This is a genomic window from Pseudomonas sp. LBUM1660 (assembly GCF_059695935.1).
Genome location: NZ_CP166795.1, coordinates 1,955,855 through 1,970,801 on the forward strand (window position 1 = coordinate 1,955,855; position 14,947 = coordinate 1,970,801).

General features: G+C 57.5%; 11 protein-coding genes. 10 read left to right on the plus strand and 1 reads right to left on the minus strand.

Annotation, left to right across the window (positions count from 1 at the left end; translation table 11 throughout):
• The first annotated feature begins 77 nt into the window (after positions 1 to 77).
• From ACA068_RS09200 to ACA068_RS09210, 3 genes are all read left to right on the plus strand, one after another.
• Positions 78 to 929 (plus strand): glycine betaine ABC transporter substrate-binding protein, encoded by an 852-nt coding sequence (locus ACA068_RS09200; RefSeq protein ID WP_497309276.1) that lies wholly within the window; start codon positions 78 to 80, stop codon positions 927 to 929.
• Positions 930 to 1,198: 269 nt separating this feature from the next.
• On the plus strand, positions 1,199 to 1,510 hold the full coding sequence (locus ACA068_RS09205; RefSeq protein ID WP_154912287.1) for a DUF485 domain-containing protein: 312 nt from the start codon (positions 1,199 to 1,201) through the stop codon (positions 1,508 to 1,510).
• Complete coding sequence (locus ACA068_RS09210; protein WP_497309278.1) at positions 1,507 to 3,165, plus strand: cation acetate symporter; 1,659 nt, start codon at positions 1,507 to 1,509, stop codon at positions 3,163 to 3,165. Before ACA068_RS09205 ends, ACA068_RS09210 begins: the two co-directional genes overlap by 4 nt.
• A 936-nt stretch (positions 3,166 to 4,101) precedes the next feature.
• Here the strand turns inward: ACA068_RS09210 and gltA are convergent.
• The gene (gene gltA, locus ACA068_RS09215) at positions 4,102 to 5,391 is read right to left on the minus strand and encodes a citrate synthase (protein WP_131062225.1); all 1,290 of its coding nucleotides are present in this window, start codon (positions 5,389 to 5,391) and stop codon (positions 4,102 to 4,104) included.
• 363 nt (positions 5,392 to 5,754) lie between these two features.
• Between gltA and sdhC the strand changes: the two genes are divergently transcribed.
• From sdhC to lpdA, 7 genes are all read left to right on the plus strand, one after another.
• Entirely contained in the window at positions 5,755 to 6,129 is a 375-nt protein-coding gene (gene sdhC / locus ACA068_RS09220) for a succinate dehydrogenase, cytochrome b556 subunit (RefSeq protein ID WP_010456855.1), read from the plus strand.
• On the plus strand, positions 6,123 to 6,491 hold the full coding sequence (gene sdhD, locus ACA068_RS09225; protein ID WP_007945134.1) for a succinate dehydrogenase, hydrophobic membrane anchor protein: 369 nt from the start codon (positions 6,123 to 6,125) through the stop codon (positions 6,489 to 6,491). Before sdhC ends, sdhD begins: the two co-directional genes overlap by 7 nt.
• Before the next feature lie 3 nt (positions 6,492 to 6,494).
• Positions 6,495 to 8,270, plus strand: coding sequence for a succinate dehydrogenase flavoprotein subunit (gene sdhA, locus ACA068_RS09230; protein WP_497309280.1), 1,776 nt, complete (start codon positions 6,495 to 6,497; stop codon positions 8,268 to 8,270).
• 11 nt (positions 8,271 to 8,281) lie between these two features.
• Entirely contained in the window at positions 8,282 to 8,986 is a 705-nt protein-coding gene (locus tag ACA068_RS09235; RefSeq protein ID WP_497298066.1) for a succinate dehydrogenase iron-sulfur subunit, read from the plus strand.
• A gap of 260 nt (positions 8,987 to 9,246) precedes the next feature.
• Positions 9,247 to 12,078 (plus strand): 2-oxoglutarate dehydrogenase E1 component, encoded by a 2,832-nt coding sequence (locus ACA068_RS09240; RefSeq protein WP_497309282.1) that lies wholly within the window; start codon positions 9,247 to 9,249, stop codon positions 12,076 to 12,078.
• Positions 12,079 to 12,120: 42 nt separating this feature from the next.
• Positions 12,121 to 13,341 carry a 2-oxoglutarate dehydrogenase complex dihydrolipoyllysine-residue succinyltransferase gene (odhB, locus tag ACA068_RS09245; RefSeq protein ID WP_010456848.1) on the plus strand — a complete coding sequence of 407 codons (1,221 nt, stop codon included), beginning with the start codon at positions 12,121 to 12,123 and terminating at the stop codon, positions 13,339 to 13,341.
• A 109-nt stretch (positions 13,342 to 13,450) separates the two neighbouring features.
• Positions 13,451 to 14,887, plus strand: coding sequence for a dihydrolipoyl dehydrogenase (gene lpdA / locus ACA068_RS09250; protein ID WP_497309284.1), 1,437 nt, complete (start codon positions 13,451 to 13,453; stop codon positions 14,885 to 14,887).
• Positions 14,888 to 14,947: the final 60 nt, after the last annotated feature.

Below are 14,947 nucleotides of genomic sequence, written 5' to 3' on the forward strand. Positions count from 1 at the left end.
TGGGGGCGCTGTGCACCATAACAATACGTTGACGCGACTCGGCACCCGTCGAGCGCAGCACTTTCGGGGAAGTAACGATGAAGATGCGACGACTTTTAGGCGCAGGTGCCGCTCTGGTGCTTGCGATTGGCTCCACATTTGCCAATGCCGAGAGCAAAACCCTGAGCATCGGTTACGTTGACGGTTGGTCCGATAGCGTCGCGACCACACATGTGGCCGCCGAAGTGATCAAGCAAAAGCTGGGTTATGACGTGAAACTGCAAGCCGTCGCCACCGGGATCATGTGGCAGGGTGTGGCCACCGGCAAACTCGACGCCATGTTGTCCGCCTGGCTGCCGGTGACTCACGGCGAATACTGGACCAAGAACAAGGATCAAGTCGTCGATTACGGTCCGAACTTCAAAGATGCAAAAATCGGCTTGATCGTGCCGGAATACGTCAAGGCCAAAACCATTGACGATCTGAAAACGGACGACAGCTTCAAAAAACGCATCGTCGGCATTGACGCCGGTTCGGGCGTGATGCTTAAAACCGAGCAGGCGATCAAGGATTACGATCTGACCGGGTATCAACTCAAGGCCAGTTCCGGCGCCGGCATGATCGCCGAGCTGACCCGTGCCGAGAAGAAAAACGAATCCATTGCCGTCACCGGTTGGGTGCCGCACTGGATGTTCGCCAAGTGGAAACTGCGCTTCCTGGACGACCCGAAAGGCGTTTATGGCGCGGCTGAAACCGTGAACAGCATTGGCAGCAAAGAACTGGCGACCAAGGCACCGGAAGTTGCCAAGTTCCTGAAGAACTTCCAGTGGGCCTCGAAAGACGAAATCGGCGAAGTCATGTTGGCGATTCAAGACGGCGCCAAGCCTGAAGCCGCGGCGAAAGATTGGGTGGCCAAACACCCTGAGCGCGTTGCAGACTGGATCAAGTGATTTGAGCTGACGGCTCTAGTCAGCCACTATCAAGGCCCCTTGGCATATTGCCAAGGGGCCTTTTGTTTTTTTGTAGGAGCCAGGCTTGCCGGCGAAAGCGATCGTGAGGACGCCTTCGCCGGCAAGCCTGGCTCCTACAAAAGTTGCGTCACACCAGAAAATGGCGATTCTGTCATGTCGTTCTAATACTAAGGTCGTCTGGAACCTGCCCCGCAGCCGCATAGAGTGGATAACGTTCCAACTTCATCTGTGCTGCGAGGATAAAAACAATGAACGACAGCATTTACCTCTCGATTCAAAACAGCCCGCGCTTCAAGGAGCTGGTTAGTAAGCGAGAAAGGTTCGCCTGGATTCTTTCGGCGATCATGCTTGGGCTTTACTCCGGATTCATCCTTTTGATTGCTTACGGGCCGCATATTCTGGGGGCGAAAATCAGCCCCGAGTCTTCGATTACCTGGGGGATACCGATTGGTGTCGGGCTGATTCTCTCGGCCTTTATCCTGACTGCAATCTATGTGCGACGCGCCAATGGCGAATTCGACGACCTGAACAATCTGATTCTCAAGGAGGCTCAGCAATGATCCGGCGTCTATTGGCTCTATTGAGCGTTGCAGCATTCGCACCGGGTGCCTGGGCGGCTGAAGCCCTGACCGGCGCGGTTCAGAAACAACCGCTGAACGTCGCCGCGATTCTGATGTTCGTGGCGTTCGTCGGCGCGACTTTGTATATCACCTACTGGGCCTCCAAGAAAAATAACTCGGCGGCCGACTACTATGCGGCCGGCGGCAAGATCACTGGTTTCCAGAATGGTCTGGCGATTGCCGGTGACTACATGTCCGCGGCGTCCTTCCTGGGTATTTCCGCCCTGGTGTTCACTTCCGGCTACGATGGCCTGATCTACTCGATCGGCTTCCTGGTGGGCTGGCCGATCATTCTGTTCCTGATCGCCGAGCGCCTGCGTAACCTGGGCAAGTACACCTTTGCCGATGTGGCGTCCTACCGCCTTGGGCAAACCCAGATTCGCTCGCTGTCCGCTTGCGGTTCGCTGGTGGTGGTGGCGTTCTACCTGATCGCGCAAATGGTCGGGGCCGGCAAGCTGATCCAGTTGCTGTTCGGTCTGGATTACCACGTGGCAGTGATCCTGGTCGGCGTCCTGATGTGCATGTACGTGCTGTTCGGCGGCATGCTGGCGACTACTTGGGTGCAGATCATCAAGGCAGTGCTGTTGCTGTCCGGTGCCTCGTTTATGGCGCTGATGGTGATGAAGCACGTCAACTTTGACTTCAACACGCTGTTCTCCGAGGCGATCAAGGTTCACGCCAAAGGCGAAGCGATCATGAGCCCGGGTGGTCTGGTGAAAGATCCGGTCTCCGCGTTCTCCCTGGGGCTGGCACTGATGTTCGGTACCGCTGGCCTGCCGCACATCCTGATGCGCTTCTTCACCGTGAGTGACGCAAAAGAAGCTCGCAAGAGCGTGCTGTATGCAACCGGCTTCATTGGCTACTTCTATATCCTGACCTTCATCATCGGCTTTGGCGCGATCCTGCTGGTCAGCACCAACCCGGCCTTTAAAGATGCGGCTGGCGCGCTGTTGGGCGGCAACAACATGGCGGCGGTGCACCTGGCCAACGCGGTGGGTGGCAGTATTTTCCTGGGATTCATTTCGGCGGTAGCGTTCGCGACCATTCTGGCAGTGGTTGCCGGTTTGACCCTGGCTGGTGCTTCGGCGGTGTCTCACGACCTGTATGCCAGCGTGATCAAGAAAGGCAAGGCCAACGAGAAGGACGAGATCCGTGTCTCGAAAATCACCACCATCGCTTTGGCGGTGCTGGCGATCGGCCTGGGCATTCTGTTCGAAAGCCAGAACATCGCGTTCATGGTGGGCCTGGCGTTCTCCATCGCGGCGAGCTGTAACTTCCCGGTGCTGCTGCTTTCCATGTACTGGAAGAAGCTGACCACACGTGGTGCGATGATTGGCGGCTGGTTGGGGCTAATCAGTGCCGTTGGTTTGATGGTGCTTGGGCCAACCATTTGGGTGCAGATCCTGCATCACGAGAAGGCTATCTTCCCGTATGAGTACCCGGCGCTGTTCTCCATGGCCATTGCGTTTATCGGGATCTGGTTCTTCTCGATCACTGACAAGTCCGCGGCTGGCGTTAATGAGCGAGCGCTGTTTTTCCCGCAGTTTGTTCGTTCGCAGACTGGTTTGGGGGCGAGTGGGGCGGTTTCTCACTAAGGCTTCGAGTTTGTCTGTGTAAGTTGCGTTAAACGAAAAATGCCCCGGTCGAGAGATCGGGGCATTTTTTTTTGTTGGGTGTTGCGCTGACCCTGTGGGAGCGGGCTTGCTCGCGAAGGCGGCCTGGTAGCCGACCTGTCTCTCTCAGGTGTACATATCCATTTCTGCGGTAACGGCTGCTGGCGGTTTCGCTCTTACAGCGAGTCCCTTTTGCAAACGCCCAAAAGGAACCAAAACGCTTCGCCCCAACGTCCGGCCCCTCGCCTGGGCTCGGCGTTCCTTCGCTCCGGCATTCATCTGGGGGCATCGCCTCCGGTCGGCTTCGCTTCGACCTCCTCTCGATGTGTGCGGCTTCGCCGCACGGCGCTACGCGCCTCCCCCCCAGATAACACCTCCACTCAGCCTCCCGAAGGGGCGGGCAGATCAAAATCAAAAGCTGCAGGCGAGCTAACGCTCGGCCTGATGAGTGGTGAAAAGCAAAAGCCGTACGCTGATTTGCTTTATGTGGGAGTGAGCCTGCTCGCGATGGGGTGGTTCAATCAACATTGCTTTGTCTGGCACACCGCCATCGCGAGCAGGCTCGCTCCTACAGGTGGTAGGTTTCTTTGGCTTTGGCTTTGGCTTTGGCTTTGGCTTTGGCTTTTGACGTTGATCTTGATCTTGATCTTGACCTCTCGCCCCTTCGGCAGGCCGAACGCCGGGGCGAAGCCTTTTGGTTCCTTTTTGCTGGGCCGGCACTCCGGCGTTTGAAAAAGGGGCTCGCTGTAAGAGCGAAACCATAAGTCGCCGTTACCGCAGAAATGGATATGTACCCAACCAAAAAACCAGTCGGCCCTCAGGCCGCTGAGACATCTGAGACCGCACAAACAAAAACGGCCTCTATGTAAATAGAGGCCGTTCCCGGTACAACTTTAAGACGTTATCGCAAGACAGGTCTTATTTGCGGTCTTCCAGCTTGGTAATGTCACGCGACTCGTAGCCGGTGTACAGCTGGCGCGGACGGCCAATCTTGTACGGGCTGGAGAGCATTTCTTTCCAGTGGGAGATCCAGCCGACGGTCCGCGCCAAAGCGAAGATCACGGTGAACATGCTGGTTGGAATGCCGATCGCCTTGAGGATGATCCCCGAGTAGAAGTCGACGTTCGGGTACAGCGAGCGTTCGATGAAGTACGGGTCGGTCAGCGCGATCTCTTCCAGGCGCATGGCCAGTTCGAGTTGCTTGTCGTGCTTGATCCCCAGTTCCTTCAGTACTTCGTCGCAAGTCTGCTTCATGACGGTAGCGCGTGGGTCGCGGTTTTTGTAAACCCGGTGACCGAAGCCCATCAGTTTGAACGGATCGTTCTTGTCCTTGGCCTTGGCGATGTACTTGTCGATGTTCGACACATCGCCAATTTCATCCAGCATGGTCAGAACAGCTTCGTTCGCGCCGCCGTGGGCAGGGCCCCACAGTGCAGCGATGCCGGCGGCGATACAGGCGAACGGGTTGGCACCCGAAGAGCCGGCCAGGCGTACGGTGGAAGTCGATGCGTTCTGCTCGTGGTCGGCATGGAGGATGAAGATCTTGTCCATGGCCTTGGCGAGCACCGGGCTGATCGGTTTGATCTCGCACGGGGTGTTGAACATCATGTGCAGGAAGTTTTCCGCGTACGTCAGGTCGTTGCGCGGGTACATCATGGGTTGGCCCATGGAGTACTTGTAAACCATCGCTGCCAGGGTCGGCATCTTGGCAACCAGGCGGATCGCGGAAATTTCGCGATGCTGTGGGTTATTGATGTCGAGGGAGTCGTGGTAGAAGGCCGAGAGGGCGCCGACTACGCCGCACATGACGGCCATTGGGTGAGCGTCGCGACGGAAGCCGTTGAAGAAGGTCTTCAGCTGCTCGTGAACCATGGTGTGGTTCTTCACGGTGCTGACGAACTGGGCCTTCTGTTCTGCGGTCGGCAATTCGCCGTTGAGCAGCAGATAGCAGGTTTCCAGGTAGTCCGATTTTTCAGCCAGCTGTTCGATCGGGTAACCGCGGTGCAGCAGAATGCCGTTGTCGCCGTCGATATAGGTGATCTTCGACTCGCAGGAAGCTGTCGACATGAAACCAGGGTCAAAGGTGAAACGGCCCGTGGCCGTCAGGCCCCGAACATCGATAACATCGGGACCAACGGTGCCGGTTAAAATGGGCAGCTCGACGGGGGCTGCGCCCTCGATGATCAACTGCGCTTTTTTGTCAGCCATGTGGCCTCCTATTTATGCTTGAAATCATCAGACAGACCCCCCACGCAGGGCCCGCACCACTATAGTGAGATAAATTCGAATGTCAATTTGCCTAAAGTCTTGCTCCAGAAGGCTTTAACCGGACTTTTTCCTCGAAATTGACTGCCATTTACGCCTTTTATCCAACTTGTGCAATGCGCTATTAGGGGAAGGTGAACGCGTTGTCATTAGTAGCCTAACTGTCTATACTCGGCCTCCGACCGCCAGGGGCTTTTGGGCCTGCTTTATTGGGGGTCGCACTCCCTGGGTGGTGGGTACCTGACCAGTGCACTCCCCAACAACTTTGCCCTGATTGTTAGGGGCTCTTCAGTGTGAAAAAAAGCCGTGAATAGCCAACGACCTGTAAACCTAGACCTAAGGACCATCAAACTCCCAGTCACTGCTTACACGTCCATTCTTCACCGAATCTCCGGAATCATCCTCTTTGTCAGCCTGGCCATCATGCTTTATGCATTGGACAAGTCGCTCGACTCGGAAGAAGGCTTCGGTCAGGTGAAAGCGTGTCTGACCAGTCCGCTAGCCAAGCTAGTGATTTGGGGCATCCTGTCCGCCTTGCTGTATCACCTGGTTGCCGGTGTGCGCCATTTGATCATGGACATGGGCATCGGCGAGTCGCTTGAAGGCGGCAAACTGGGCTCGAAAATCGTTATCGCCGTTTCCGTGGTGGTGATCGTTCTGGCAGGAGTTTGGATATGGTAACTAACGTCACGAACCTGTCCCGTTCGGGCCTCTATGACTGGATGGCACAACGTGTGTCTGCGGTCGTTCTCGCGGCTTACTTCATTTTCCTGATCGGATACGTCGTCGCCAACCCTGGCATCGGCTACGCCCAATGGCATGAACTGTTCGCAAGCAACTGGATGCGTATTTTCAGTCTCCTGGCCCTCGTTGCCCTCGGCGCTCACGCCTGGGTCGGCATGTGGACCATCGCGACCGACTACCTGACGCCAATGGCGTTCGGCAAGTCCGCGACTGCAATACGTTTCCTCTTCCAGGCAGTATGCGGCGTTGCGATGTTCGCCTACTTCGTCTGGGGTGTGCAGATTCTTTGGGGTATCTGATTCATGTCTACTACAGTTAATACGCTTTCGTTCGACGCCATTATTATTGGCGGCGGCGGTGCTGGCATGCGCGCTGCGCTGCAACTGGCACAAGGTGGTCACAAGACTGCCGTAGTTACCAAGGTTTTCCCGACTCGTTCGCACACTGTATCCGCCCAGGGTGGCATCACCTGCGCCATCGCCTCGGCAGATCCGAACGATGACTGGCGCTGGCACATGTACGATACCGTCAAGGGTTCCGACTACATCGGTGACCAGGACGCTATCGAATACATGTGTTCCGTAGGCCCGGAAGCAGTTTTCGAACTCGAGCACATGGGCTTGCCGTTCTCCCGCACCGAACAGGGCCGCATCTATCAGCGTCCGTTCGGCGGTCAGTCGAAAGACTTCGGTAAAGGTGGGCAGGCTGCACGTACATGCGCCGCTGCCGACCGTACCGGTCACGCGCTGCTGCACACCCTGTACCAGGCCAACCTGAAGGCCGGCACCGTATTCCTCAACGAATACTACGGCGTCGATCTGGTGAAGAACGAAGACGGTGCCTTTGTCGGCATGATCGTCATCTGCATCGAAACCGGCGAAACTTCCTACGTCCGCGCTAACGCCACCGTATTGGCGACCGGCGGTGCAGGCCGTATCTACTCGTCCACCACCAATGCGCTGATCAACACCGGTGACGGCGTCGGCATGGCTCTGCGTGCTGGCGTGCCGGTACAAGACATTGAAATGTGGCAGTTCCACCCGACCGGCATCGCCGGCGCCGGTGTACTGGTTACTGAAGGTTGCCGCGGTGAAGGCGGTTACCTGATCAACAAGCACGGCGAGCGTTTTATGGAGCGTTATGCTCCGAACGCCAAAGACCTTGCAGGTCGTGACGTTGTTGCCCGTTCGATGGTTAAAGAAATCATCGCCGGCAACGGTTGCGGTCCGGATGGCGACCACGTAATGCTGAAACTCGATCACCTCGGTGAAGAAGTTCTGCACAGCCGTCTGCCAGGCATCATGGAACTGTCCAAGACCTTCGCCCACGTCGATCCAGCCGTGGCGCCGATTCCGGTCGTTCCAACCTGCCACTATATGATGGGCGGCGTTGCCACCAACATTCATGGCCAGGCAATCACCCAGGACGCCGAAGGCGTTGACCAGATCATTCCTGGTCTGTTCGCAGTGGGCGAAGTGGCTTGCGTATCGGTTCACGGTGCCAACCGTCTGGGCGGCAACTCGCTGCTCGACCTGGTGGTGTTCGGCCGTGCGGCCGGTCTGTTCCTGGAGCAGACCCTGAAAGAAGGCGTTGATTACGCCCGTCCTCGCCAGTCCGACATCGACGCAGCCCTGGCTCGTCTCGATGGCCTGAACTCGCGTACCGAAGGCGAAGACGTCGCCACTCTGCGTAAAGAACTGCAAAGCTGCATGCAGAACTACTTCGGTGTATTCCGTACCGGTGAATACATGCAGAAGGGTATTGCCCAGCTGGCTGATCTGCGTAGCCGTATCGCCAACGTCAAGATCAATGACAAGAGCCAGGCGTTCAACACCGCCCGTATCGAAGCCCTGGAGCTGCAGAACCTGCTGGAAGTGGCCGAAGCTACCGCCATCGCCGCAGAGATCCGTAAAGAGTCCCGCGGTGCGCACGCCCGTGAAGACTTCGAAGAGCGCGATGACGTTAACTGGCTGTGCCACACCCTGTATTTCCCGGGTGAGAAGCGCGTCGCCAAGCGTGCCGTGAACTTCTCGCCAAAAACAGTCCCGACCTTTGAACCAATGATTCGGACTTATTAAGGGTGGCCGCCATGTTGCAAGTCAGTGTTTATCGCTACAACCCTGATCAGGACGCCGCGCCGTTCATGCAGGAATTCCAGGTCAATACCAACGGTAAAGACTTGATGGTGCTGGACGTGCTGGCCCTGATCAAAGAGCAGGACGAGGGTTTCTCCTATCGTCGCTCTTGCCGTGAAGGTGTTTGCGGTTCCGACGGCATGAACATCAACGGCAAAAACGGTCTGGCGTGCGTCACGCCGCTGTCCGCTGTCGTAAAAGGTAACAAGCTGATCGTTCGTCCTCTGCCAGGTTTGCCGGTTATCCGTGACCTGGTCGTCGATATGAGCATCTTCTACAAGCAATACGAAAAGGTTAAGCCATTCCTGCAGAACGACACGCCGGCTCCGGCCATCGAACGTCTGCAGACCCCGGAAGAGCGTGAAAAGCTCGACGGTCTGTACGAGTGCATCCTGTGCGCTTGCTGCTCGACCTCTTGCCCGTCCTTCTGGTGGAACCCGGACAAGTTCCTGGGTCCAGCTGCTCTGCTGCAAGCGTACCGCTTCCTGGCAGACAGCCGCGACACCAAGACTGCCGAGCGTCTGGCTTCGCTGGATGACCCGTTCAGCGTATTCCGCTGCCGCGGGATCATGAACTGCGTCAACGTCTGTCCGAAAGGCCTGAACCCGACTAAGGCCATCGGTCACGTGCGTAACATGCTGCTGCAAAGCGGCGTGTGATACAGGCTGTAATCGCAGGACCGTTGTACCCGTAGATGCTACGGCGCAGGCTTCAACCGGCGCCGTAGTTTTAACCTGGGCAGCAGCCCATAAAGCTGCGGCTCTTATTTTGAAGAAATGAGACAAGCAGGGGCATCCGGGCTGGTACCCGGACTATCAGCGTGATCCTAAGTGGCTTGTTTTGGTCGCTGCATTCGGACTTCTGCAAGTTTGCTCGGTGTCTACGCCGGTGGTGTTCCCCTAACCGAGGGTGACCAAGCATGCAAGAAAGCGTGATGCAGCGCATGTGGAACAGCGCCTACCTATCCGGTAGTAACGCTGCCTATGTGGAAGAGCTCTATGAGCTCTACCTGCACGACCCTAACGCTGTGCCAGAAGAGTGGCGCACCTACTTCCAGAAGTTGCCTGCTGACGGCAACACTGCCACCGATGTATCGCACTCCACAATTCGCGATCATTTCGTCTTGCTGGCAAAGAACCAGCGCCGCGCCCAACCGGTTTCCGCCGGCAGCGTGAGCAGTGAGCACGAGAAGAAGCAAGTTGAAGTGCTGCGATTGATCCAGGCCTACCGTATGCGTGGCCACCAGGCAGCCCAGCTTGACCCGCTGGGGCTGTGGCAGCGTCCTGCACCTGCAGACCTGTCGATCAATCATTACGGCTTGACCAATGCCGATCTTGATACGACCTTCCGTGCCGGCGACCTGTTCATCGGCAAAGAGGAGGCGAGCCTACGCGAAATTCACGAAGCGTTGCAGCAGACATATTGCCGCACCATCGGCGCTGAATTTACGCATATCACCGATTCCGAGCAGCGCCAGTGGTTCCAGCAGCGTCTGGAAAGCGTGCGTGGTCGTCCGACGTACTCCGCCGACATCAAGAGCCACCTGCTCGAGCGCGTCACCGCGGGCGAAGGCCTGGAAAAATACCTGGGCACCAAATACCCGGGTACCAAGCGTTTCGGCCTGGAAGGCGGCGAGAGCCTGATTCCGATGCTCGACGAGTTGATCCAGCGTTCCGGTTCCTATGGCACCAAGGAAATCGTTATCGGCATGGCCCACCGTGGCCGTCTGAACGTGCTGGTCAACACCTTCGGCAAGAACCCGCGCGAGCTGTTCGACGAGTTCGAAGGCAAGAAGAAGGTCGAGCTGGGTTCCGGTGACGTCAAATATCACCAGGGCTTCTCGTCCAACGTAATGACCACCGGCGGTGAAGTTCACCTCGCCATGGCCTTCAACCCGTCCCACCTGGAAATCGTATCTCCAGTGGTCGAGGGTTCGGTTCGCGCCCGTCAGGATCGTCGTAACGACCCTACCGGCGAGAAGGTTCTGCCGATCTCCATCCACGGTGACGCGGCATTCGCCGGTCAGGGCGTGGTGATGGAAACCTTCCAGATGTCGCAGACCCGCGGTTTCAAGACCGGCGGCACCGTGCACATCGTGATCAACAACCAGGTTGGTTTCACCATCAGCAACCCGCTGGACTCGCGCTCCACCGAGTACGCGACCGACGTTGCGAAAATGATCCAGGCGCCGATCCTCCATGTGAATGGCGATGATCCGGAAGCCGTGTTGTTCGTGACCCAGCTGGCCATCGACTACCGCATGCAGTTCAAGCGTGACGTGGTGATCGACCTGGTCTGCTACCGTCGTCGCGGCCACAACGAGGCCGACGAGCCAAGCGGCACCCAGCCGATCATGTACCAGCAGATCACCAAACAGCGCACCACCCGTGAGCTGTATGCCGATCGTCTGACCCAGGGCGGTGTACTCGACGCAGAGCGTGTTCAGGCGAAAGTCGACGAATACCGCAACGCGCTGGACAACGGCCTGCATGTTGTAAAAAGCCTGGTCAAAGAGCCGAACAAAGAGTTGTTCGTGGACTGGCGTCCGTATCTGGGCCACGCCTGGACTGCGCGTCACGACACACGCTTCGATCTGAAAACCTTGCAGGAACTGTCCGCCAAGCTGCTGGAAATCCCGGAAGGCTTCGTGGTTCAGCGCCAGGTCTCGAAAATCTACGAAGACCGTCAGAAAATGCAAGCCGGCGGCCTGCCGATCAACTGGGGTTACGCCGAAACCATGGCGTACGCGACCCTGGCGTTTGAAGGTCACCCGATTCGCATGACGGGTCAGGACATCGGTCGCGGTACGTTCTCGCACCGTCACGCTGTCTTGCACAACCAGAAAGACGCGGGGACCTACATCCCGCTGCAAAACCTGTACAAGGGCCAGCCACGTTTCGACCTGTACGATTCGTTCCTGTCCGAAGAAGCCGTGCTGGCGTTCGAATACGGTTACTCGACCACCACGCCTGAGGCGCTGGTGATCTGGGAAGCTCAGTTCGGCGACTTCGCCAACGGTGCCCAGGTGGTTATCGACCAGTTCATCACCAGTGGCGAGCACAAGTGGGGCCGTCTATGCGGTCTGACCATGCTGCTGCCGCACGGTTATGAAGGTCAGGGTCCGGAGCACTCTTCGGCGCGTCTGGAGCGTTACCTGCAGCTGTGCGCCGAGCACAACATTCAGGTAGCCGTACCGACTACGCCGGCCCAGATCTACCACTTGCTGCGTCGTCAGGTGATTCGCCCGCTGCGCAAGCCATTGATCGTTCTGACTCCGAAGTCGCTGCTGCGTCACAAACTGGCCATATCGACCCTGGAAGATCTGGCCGAAGGTTCGTTCCAGACCGTTATCCCGGAAATCGATGTTCAAGACCCGAAAAAGGTCGAGCGCATTGTTCTGTGTAGCGGCAAGGTCTACTACGACCTGCTGGAAAAACGCCGTGCCGAAGGTCGTGATGACATCGCCATCGTGCGTATCGAGCAGCTGTACCCATTCCCTGAGGACGACTTGAATGAAGTCCTGGCTCCGTACACCAACCTCAAACATATCGTTTGGTGTCAGGAAGAGCCGATGAACCAGGGTGCCTGGTACTGCAGCCAACACCACATGCGCCGCATCGTAGGCAATCACAACAAGGCACTCGTTCTCGAGTACGCCGGTCGTGATGCTTCTGCTGCACCGGCTTGTGGTTATGCATCGATGCACGCTGAGCAGCAGGAAAAACTGTTGCAAGACGCCTTTACTGTTTAACGCCTTCGCGCACCTGAAACCGAATTTAAGGACCCACAGATAATGGCTATCGAAATCAAAGCCCCCACTTTTCCGGAATCGGTTGCCGATGGCACCGTTGCCACCTGGCACAAAAAACCGGGCGACGCTGTAAAGCGTGACGACCTGATCGTCGACATCGAAACCGACAAGGTTGTGCTGGAAGTGTTGGCTACCGCTGACGGCGTGCTGGGCGCTATCGTCAAGAACGAAGGCGACACCGTTCTGTCCGACGAAGTGCTGGGCTCCATCGAAGCGGGCGGCGCTGCTGCCGCTCCAGCTGCTGCCGCTGCTCCGGCTGCTGCACAAGCTGCTGCGCCAGCCGCTGAAGGCGAAGACGATCCTGTTGCTGCACCGGCTGCTCGCAAGCTGGCTGAAGAAAACGGTATCAACATCGCTTCCGTTGCCGGCACTGGCAAAGGCGGTCGTGTGACCAAGGAAGACGTGGTTGCAGCCGTTGCTGCCAAGAAAGCCGCTCCGGCTGCCGCGCCTGCCAAGGCTGCCGCTCCGGCTGCCGCTGCTCCTGTGTTCGCCGCTGGCGACCGCATCGAGAAGCGCGTTCCGATGACCCGCGTTCGCGCTACCGTGGCCAAGCGCCTGGTAGAAGCCCAGTCGAACATGGCGATGCTGACCACGTTCAACGAAGTCGACATGACTGAAGTCATGGCCCTGCGTTCGAAGTACAAGGACTTGTTCGAGAAGTCCCACAACGGCGTGCGCCTGGGCTTCATGTCGTTCTTCGTCAAGGCTGCCACCGAAGCGCTGAAACGCTTCCCGGCCGTCAACGCGTCGATCGACGGTGCCGACATCGTTTACCACGGTTATGCCGACGTCGGTGTGGCTGTTTCCAGCGACCGCGGCCTGGTTGTACCGGTTCTGCGTAACGCCGAACTGATGAGCCTGGCTGAAATCGAAGGCGGCATCGCCACCTTCGGCAAGAAGGCTCGCGACGGTAAACTGTCGATGGACGAAATGACCGGCGGTACGTTCACCATCACCAACGGTGGTACCTTCGGTTCGATGATGTCGACTCCGATCGTCAACCCGCCGCAAGCGGCCATCTTGGGCATGCACAACATTCTGCAGCGTCCTATGGCGATCAACGGTCAGGTTGTTATCCGTCCGATGATGTACCTCGCTCTGTCCTACGATCACCGTCTGATCGATGGCAAAGAAGCTGTGACCTTCCTGGTTACCATCAAGAACCTGCTGGAAGACCCGGCTCGTTTGCTGCTGGATATCTGATTTCGTTGCACGGGTCGTTCGGTAATGGCGGCCCTCCTGTAATGACCAGCTTCGTCCCACGACAGTCCCCAAAAGGGATTGTCCGGTTTGATTCGAGAAGGAATGACACATGACTCAGAAATTCGACGTGGTAGTGATTGGCGCGGGCCCTGGCGGTTACGTGGCTGCCATTAAAGCAGCGCAACTGGGCCTCTCCACTGCCTGCATCGAGAAATACACCGACAAGGAAGGCAAACTGGCCCTCGGCGGTACTTGCCTGAACGTCGGCTGCATTCCATCCAAGGCGCTGCTGGACAGCTCCTGGAAATACAAGGAAGCCAAAGAAGGCTTCGCGATCCACGGTATCAATCACGCTGGCGTGACCATGAACGTGGCGGCAATGGTTGGCCGTAAAGCCAACATCGTCAAAGGCCTGACCTCTGGCGTAGCCACTCTGTTCAAGGCGAACGGCGTCACTTCCCTGCAAGGCCACGGCAAACTGCTGGCCGGCAAGAAAGTCGAACTGACCAAGCCAGACGGCACCGTCGAAATCATCGAAGCCGAGAACGTGATTCTGGCTTCGGGCTCGCGTCCGATCGACATTCCACCCGCTCCGGTTGACCAGAACGTGATCGTTGATTCGACCGGCGCGCTGGAATTCCAATCGGTTCCAAAACGTCTGGGCGTGATCGGTGCTGGCGTGATCGGTCTGGAACTGGGTTCGGTCTGGTCGCGTCTGGGCTCGGAAGTGGTTGTCCTGGAAGCGCTGGAGAAGTTCCTGCCAGCCGCTGACGACGCCGTTTCCAAAGAAGCCTTCAAGACCCTGACCAAACAAGGTCTGGACATCAAGCTGGGTGCTCGCGTCACCGGTTCCAAAGTGAACGGCAACGAAGTTGTCGTGAACTACACCGATGCCAACGGCGAACAGAACATCACCTTCGACAAGCTGATCGTTGCCGTTGGTCGCCGTCCAGTGACCACCGAACTGTTGGCTGCCGACAGCGGTGTGAACATCGACGAGCGCGGTTTCGTATTCGTTGACGACCAGTGCGCCACCAGCGTACCGGGCGTTTACGCAATCGGTGACGTGGTTCGCGGCATGATGCTGGCGCACAAGGCGTCCGAAGAAGGCATCATGGTGGTTGAGCGCATCAAGGGCCACAAAGCCCAAATCAACTATGACCTGATCCCGTCTGTTATTTATACTCACCCGGAAATCGCGTGGGTCGGCAAAACCGAGCAGGTCTTGAAGGCCGAAGGCGTTGAAGTTAACGTTGGCACCTTCCCGTTCGCAGCCAGTGGCCGTGCCATGGCAGCCAACGACACCGGCGGTTTCGTGAAAGTCATTGCTGATGCCAAGACTGACCGCGTATTGGGCGTCCACGTGATTGGTCCGAGCGCTGCAGAACTGGTTCAGCAGGGCGCGATCGGCATGGAATTCGGCACCAGCGCTGAAGACCTGGGCATGATGGTTTTCTCCCATCCGACCCTGTCTGAAGCCTTGCACGAAGCAGCTTTGGCTGTGAATGGCGGCGCCATCCACATCGCCAACCGCAAGAAGCGTTAAGACAATAAGAAACCACGGCGGTATGGCCCGTCGTGAGCCTTGCATGCAAGACTCACCGCG

Excerpts from the sequence above, each read along its gene's own strand:
- ACA068_RS09200 (WP_497309276.1), top strand. The coding sequence starts at position 78 with ATGAAGATGCGACGACTTTTAGGCGCAGGTGCCGCTCTGGTGCTTGCG.
- ACA068_RS09205 (WP_154912287.1), top strand. The coding sequence starts at position 1,199 with ATGAACGACAGCATTTACCTCTCGATTCAAAACAGCCCGCGCTTCAAG.
- ACA068_RS09210 (WP_497309278.1), top strand. The coding sequence starts at position 1,507 with ATGATCCGGCGTCTATTGGCTCTATTGAGCGTTGCAGCATTCGCACCG.
- gltA (WP_131062225.1), bottom strand. The coding sequence starts at position 5,391 with ATGGCTGACAAAAAAGCGCAGTTGATCATCGAGGGCGCAGCCCCCGTC.
- sdhD (WP_007945134.1), top strand. The coding sequence starts at position 6,123 with ATGGTAACTAACGTCACGAACCTGTCCCGTTCGGGCCTCTATGACTGG.
- sdhA (WP_497309280.1), top strand. The coding sequence starts at position 6,495 with ATGTCTACTACAGTTAATACGCTTTCGTTCGACGCCATTATTATTGGC.
- ACA068_RS09235 (WP_497298066.1), top strand. The coding sequence starts at position 8,282 with ATGTTGCAAGTCAGTGTTTATCGCTACAACCCTGATCAGGACGCCGCG.
- ACA068_RS09240 (WP_497309282.1), top strand. The coding sequence starts at position 9,247 with ATGCAAGAAAGCGTGATGCAGCGCATGTGGAACAGCGCCTACCTATCC.
- odhB (WP_010456848.1), top strand. The coding sequence starts at position 12,121 with ATGGCTATCGAAATCAAAGCCCCCACTTTTCCGGAATCGGTTGCCGAT.
- lpdA (WP_497309284.1), top strand. The coding sequence starts at position 13,451 with ATGACTCAGAAATTCGACGTGGTAGTGATTGGCGCGGGCCCTGGCGGT.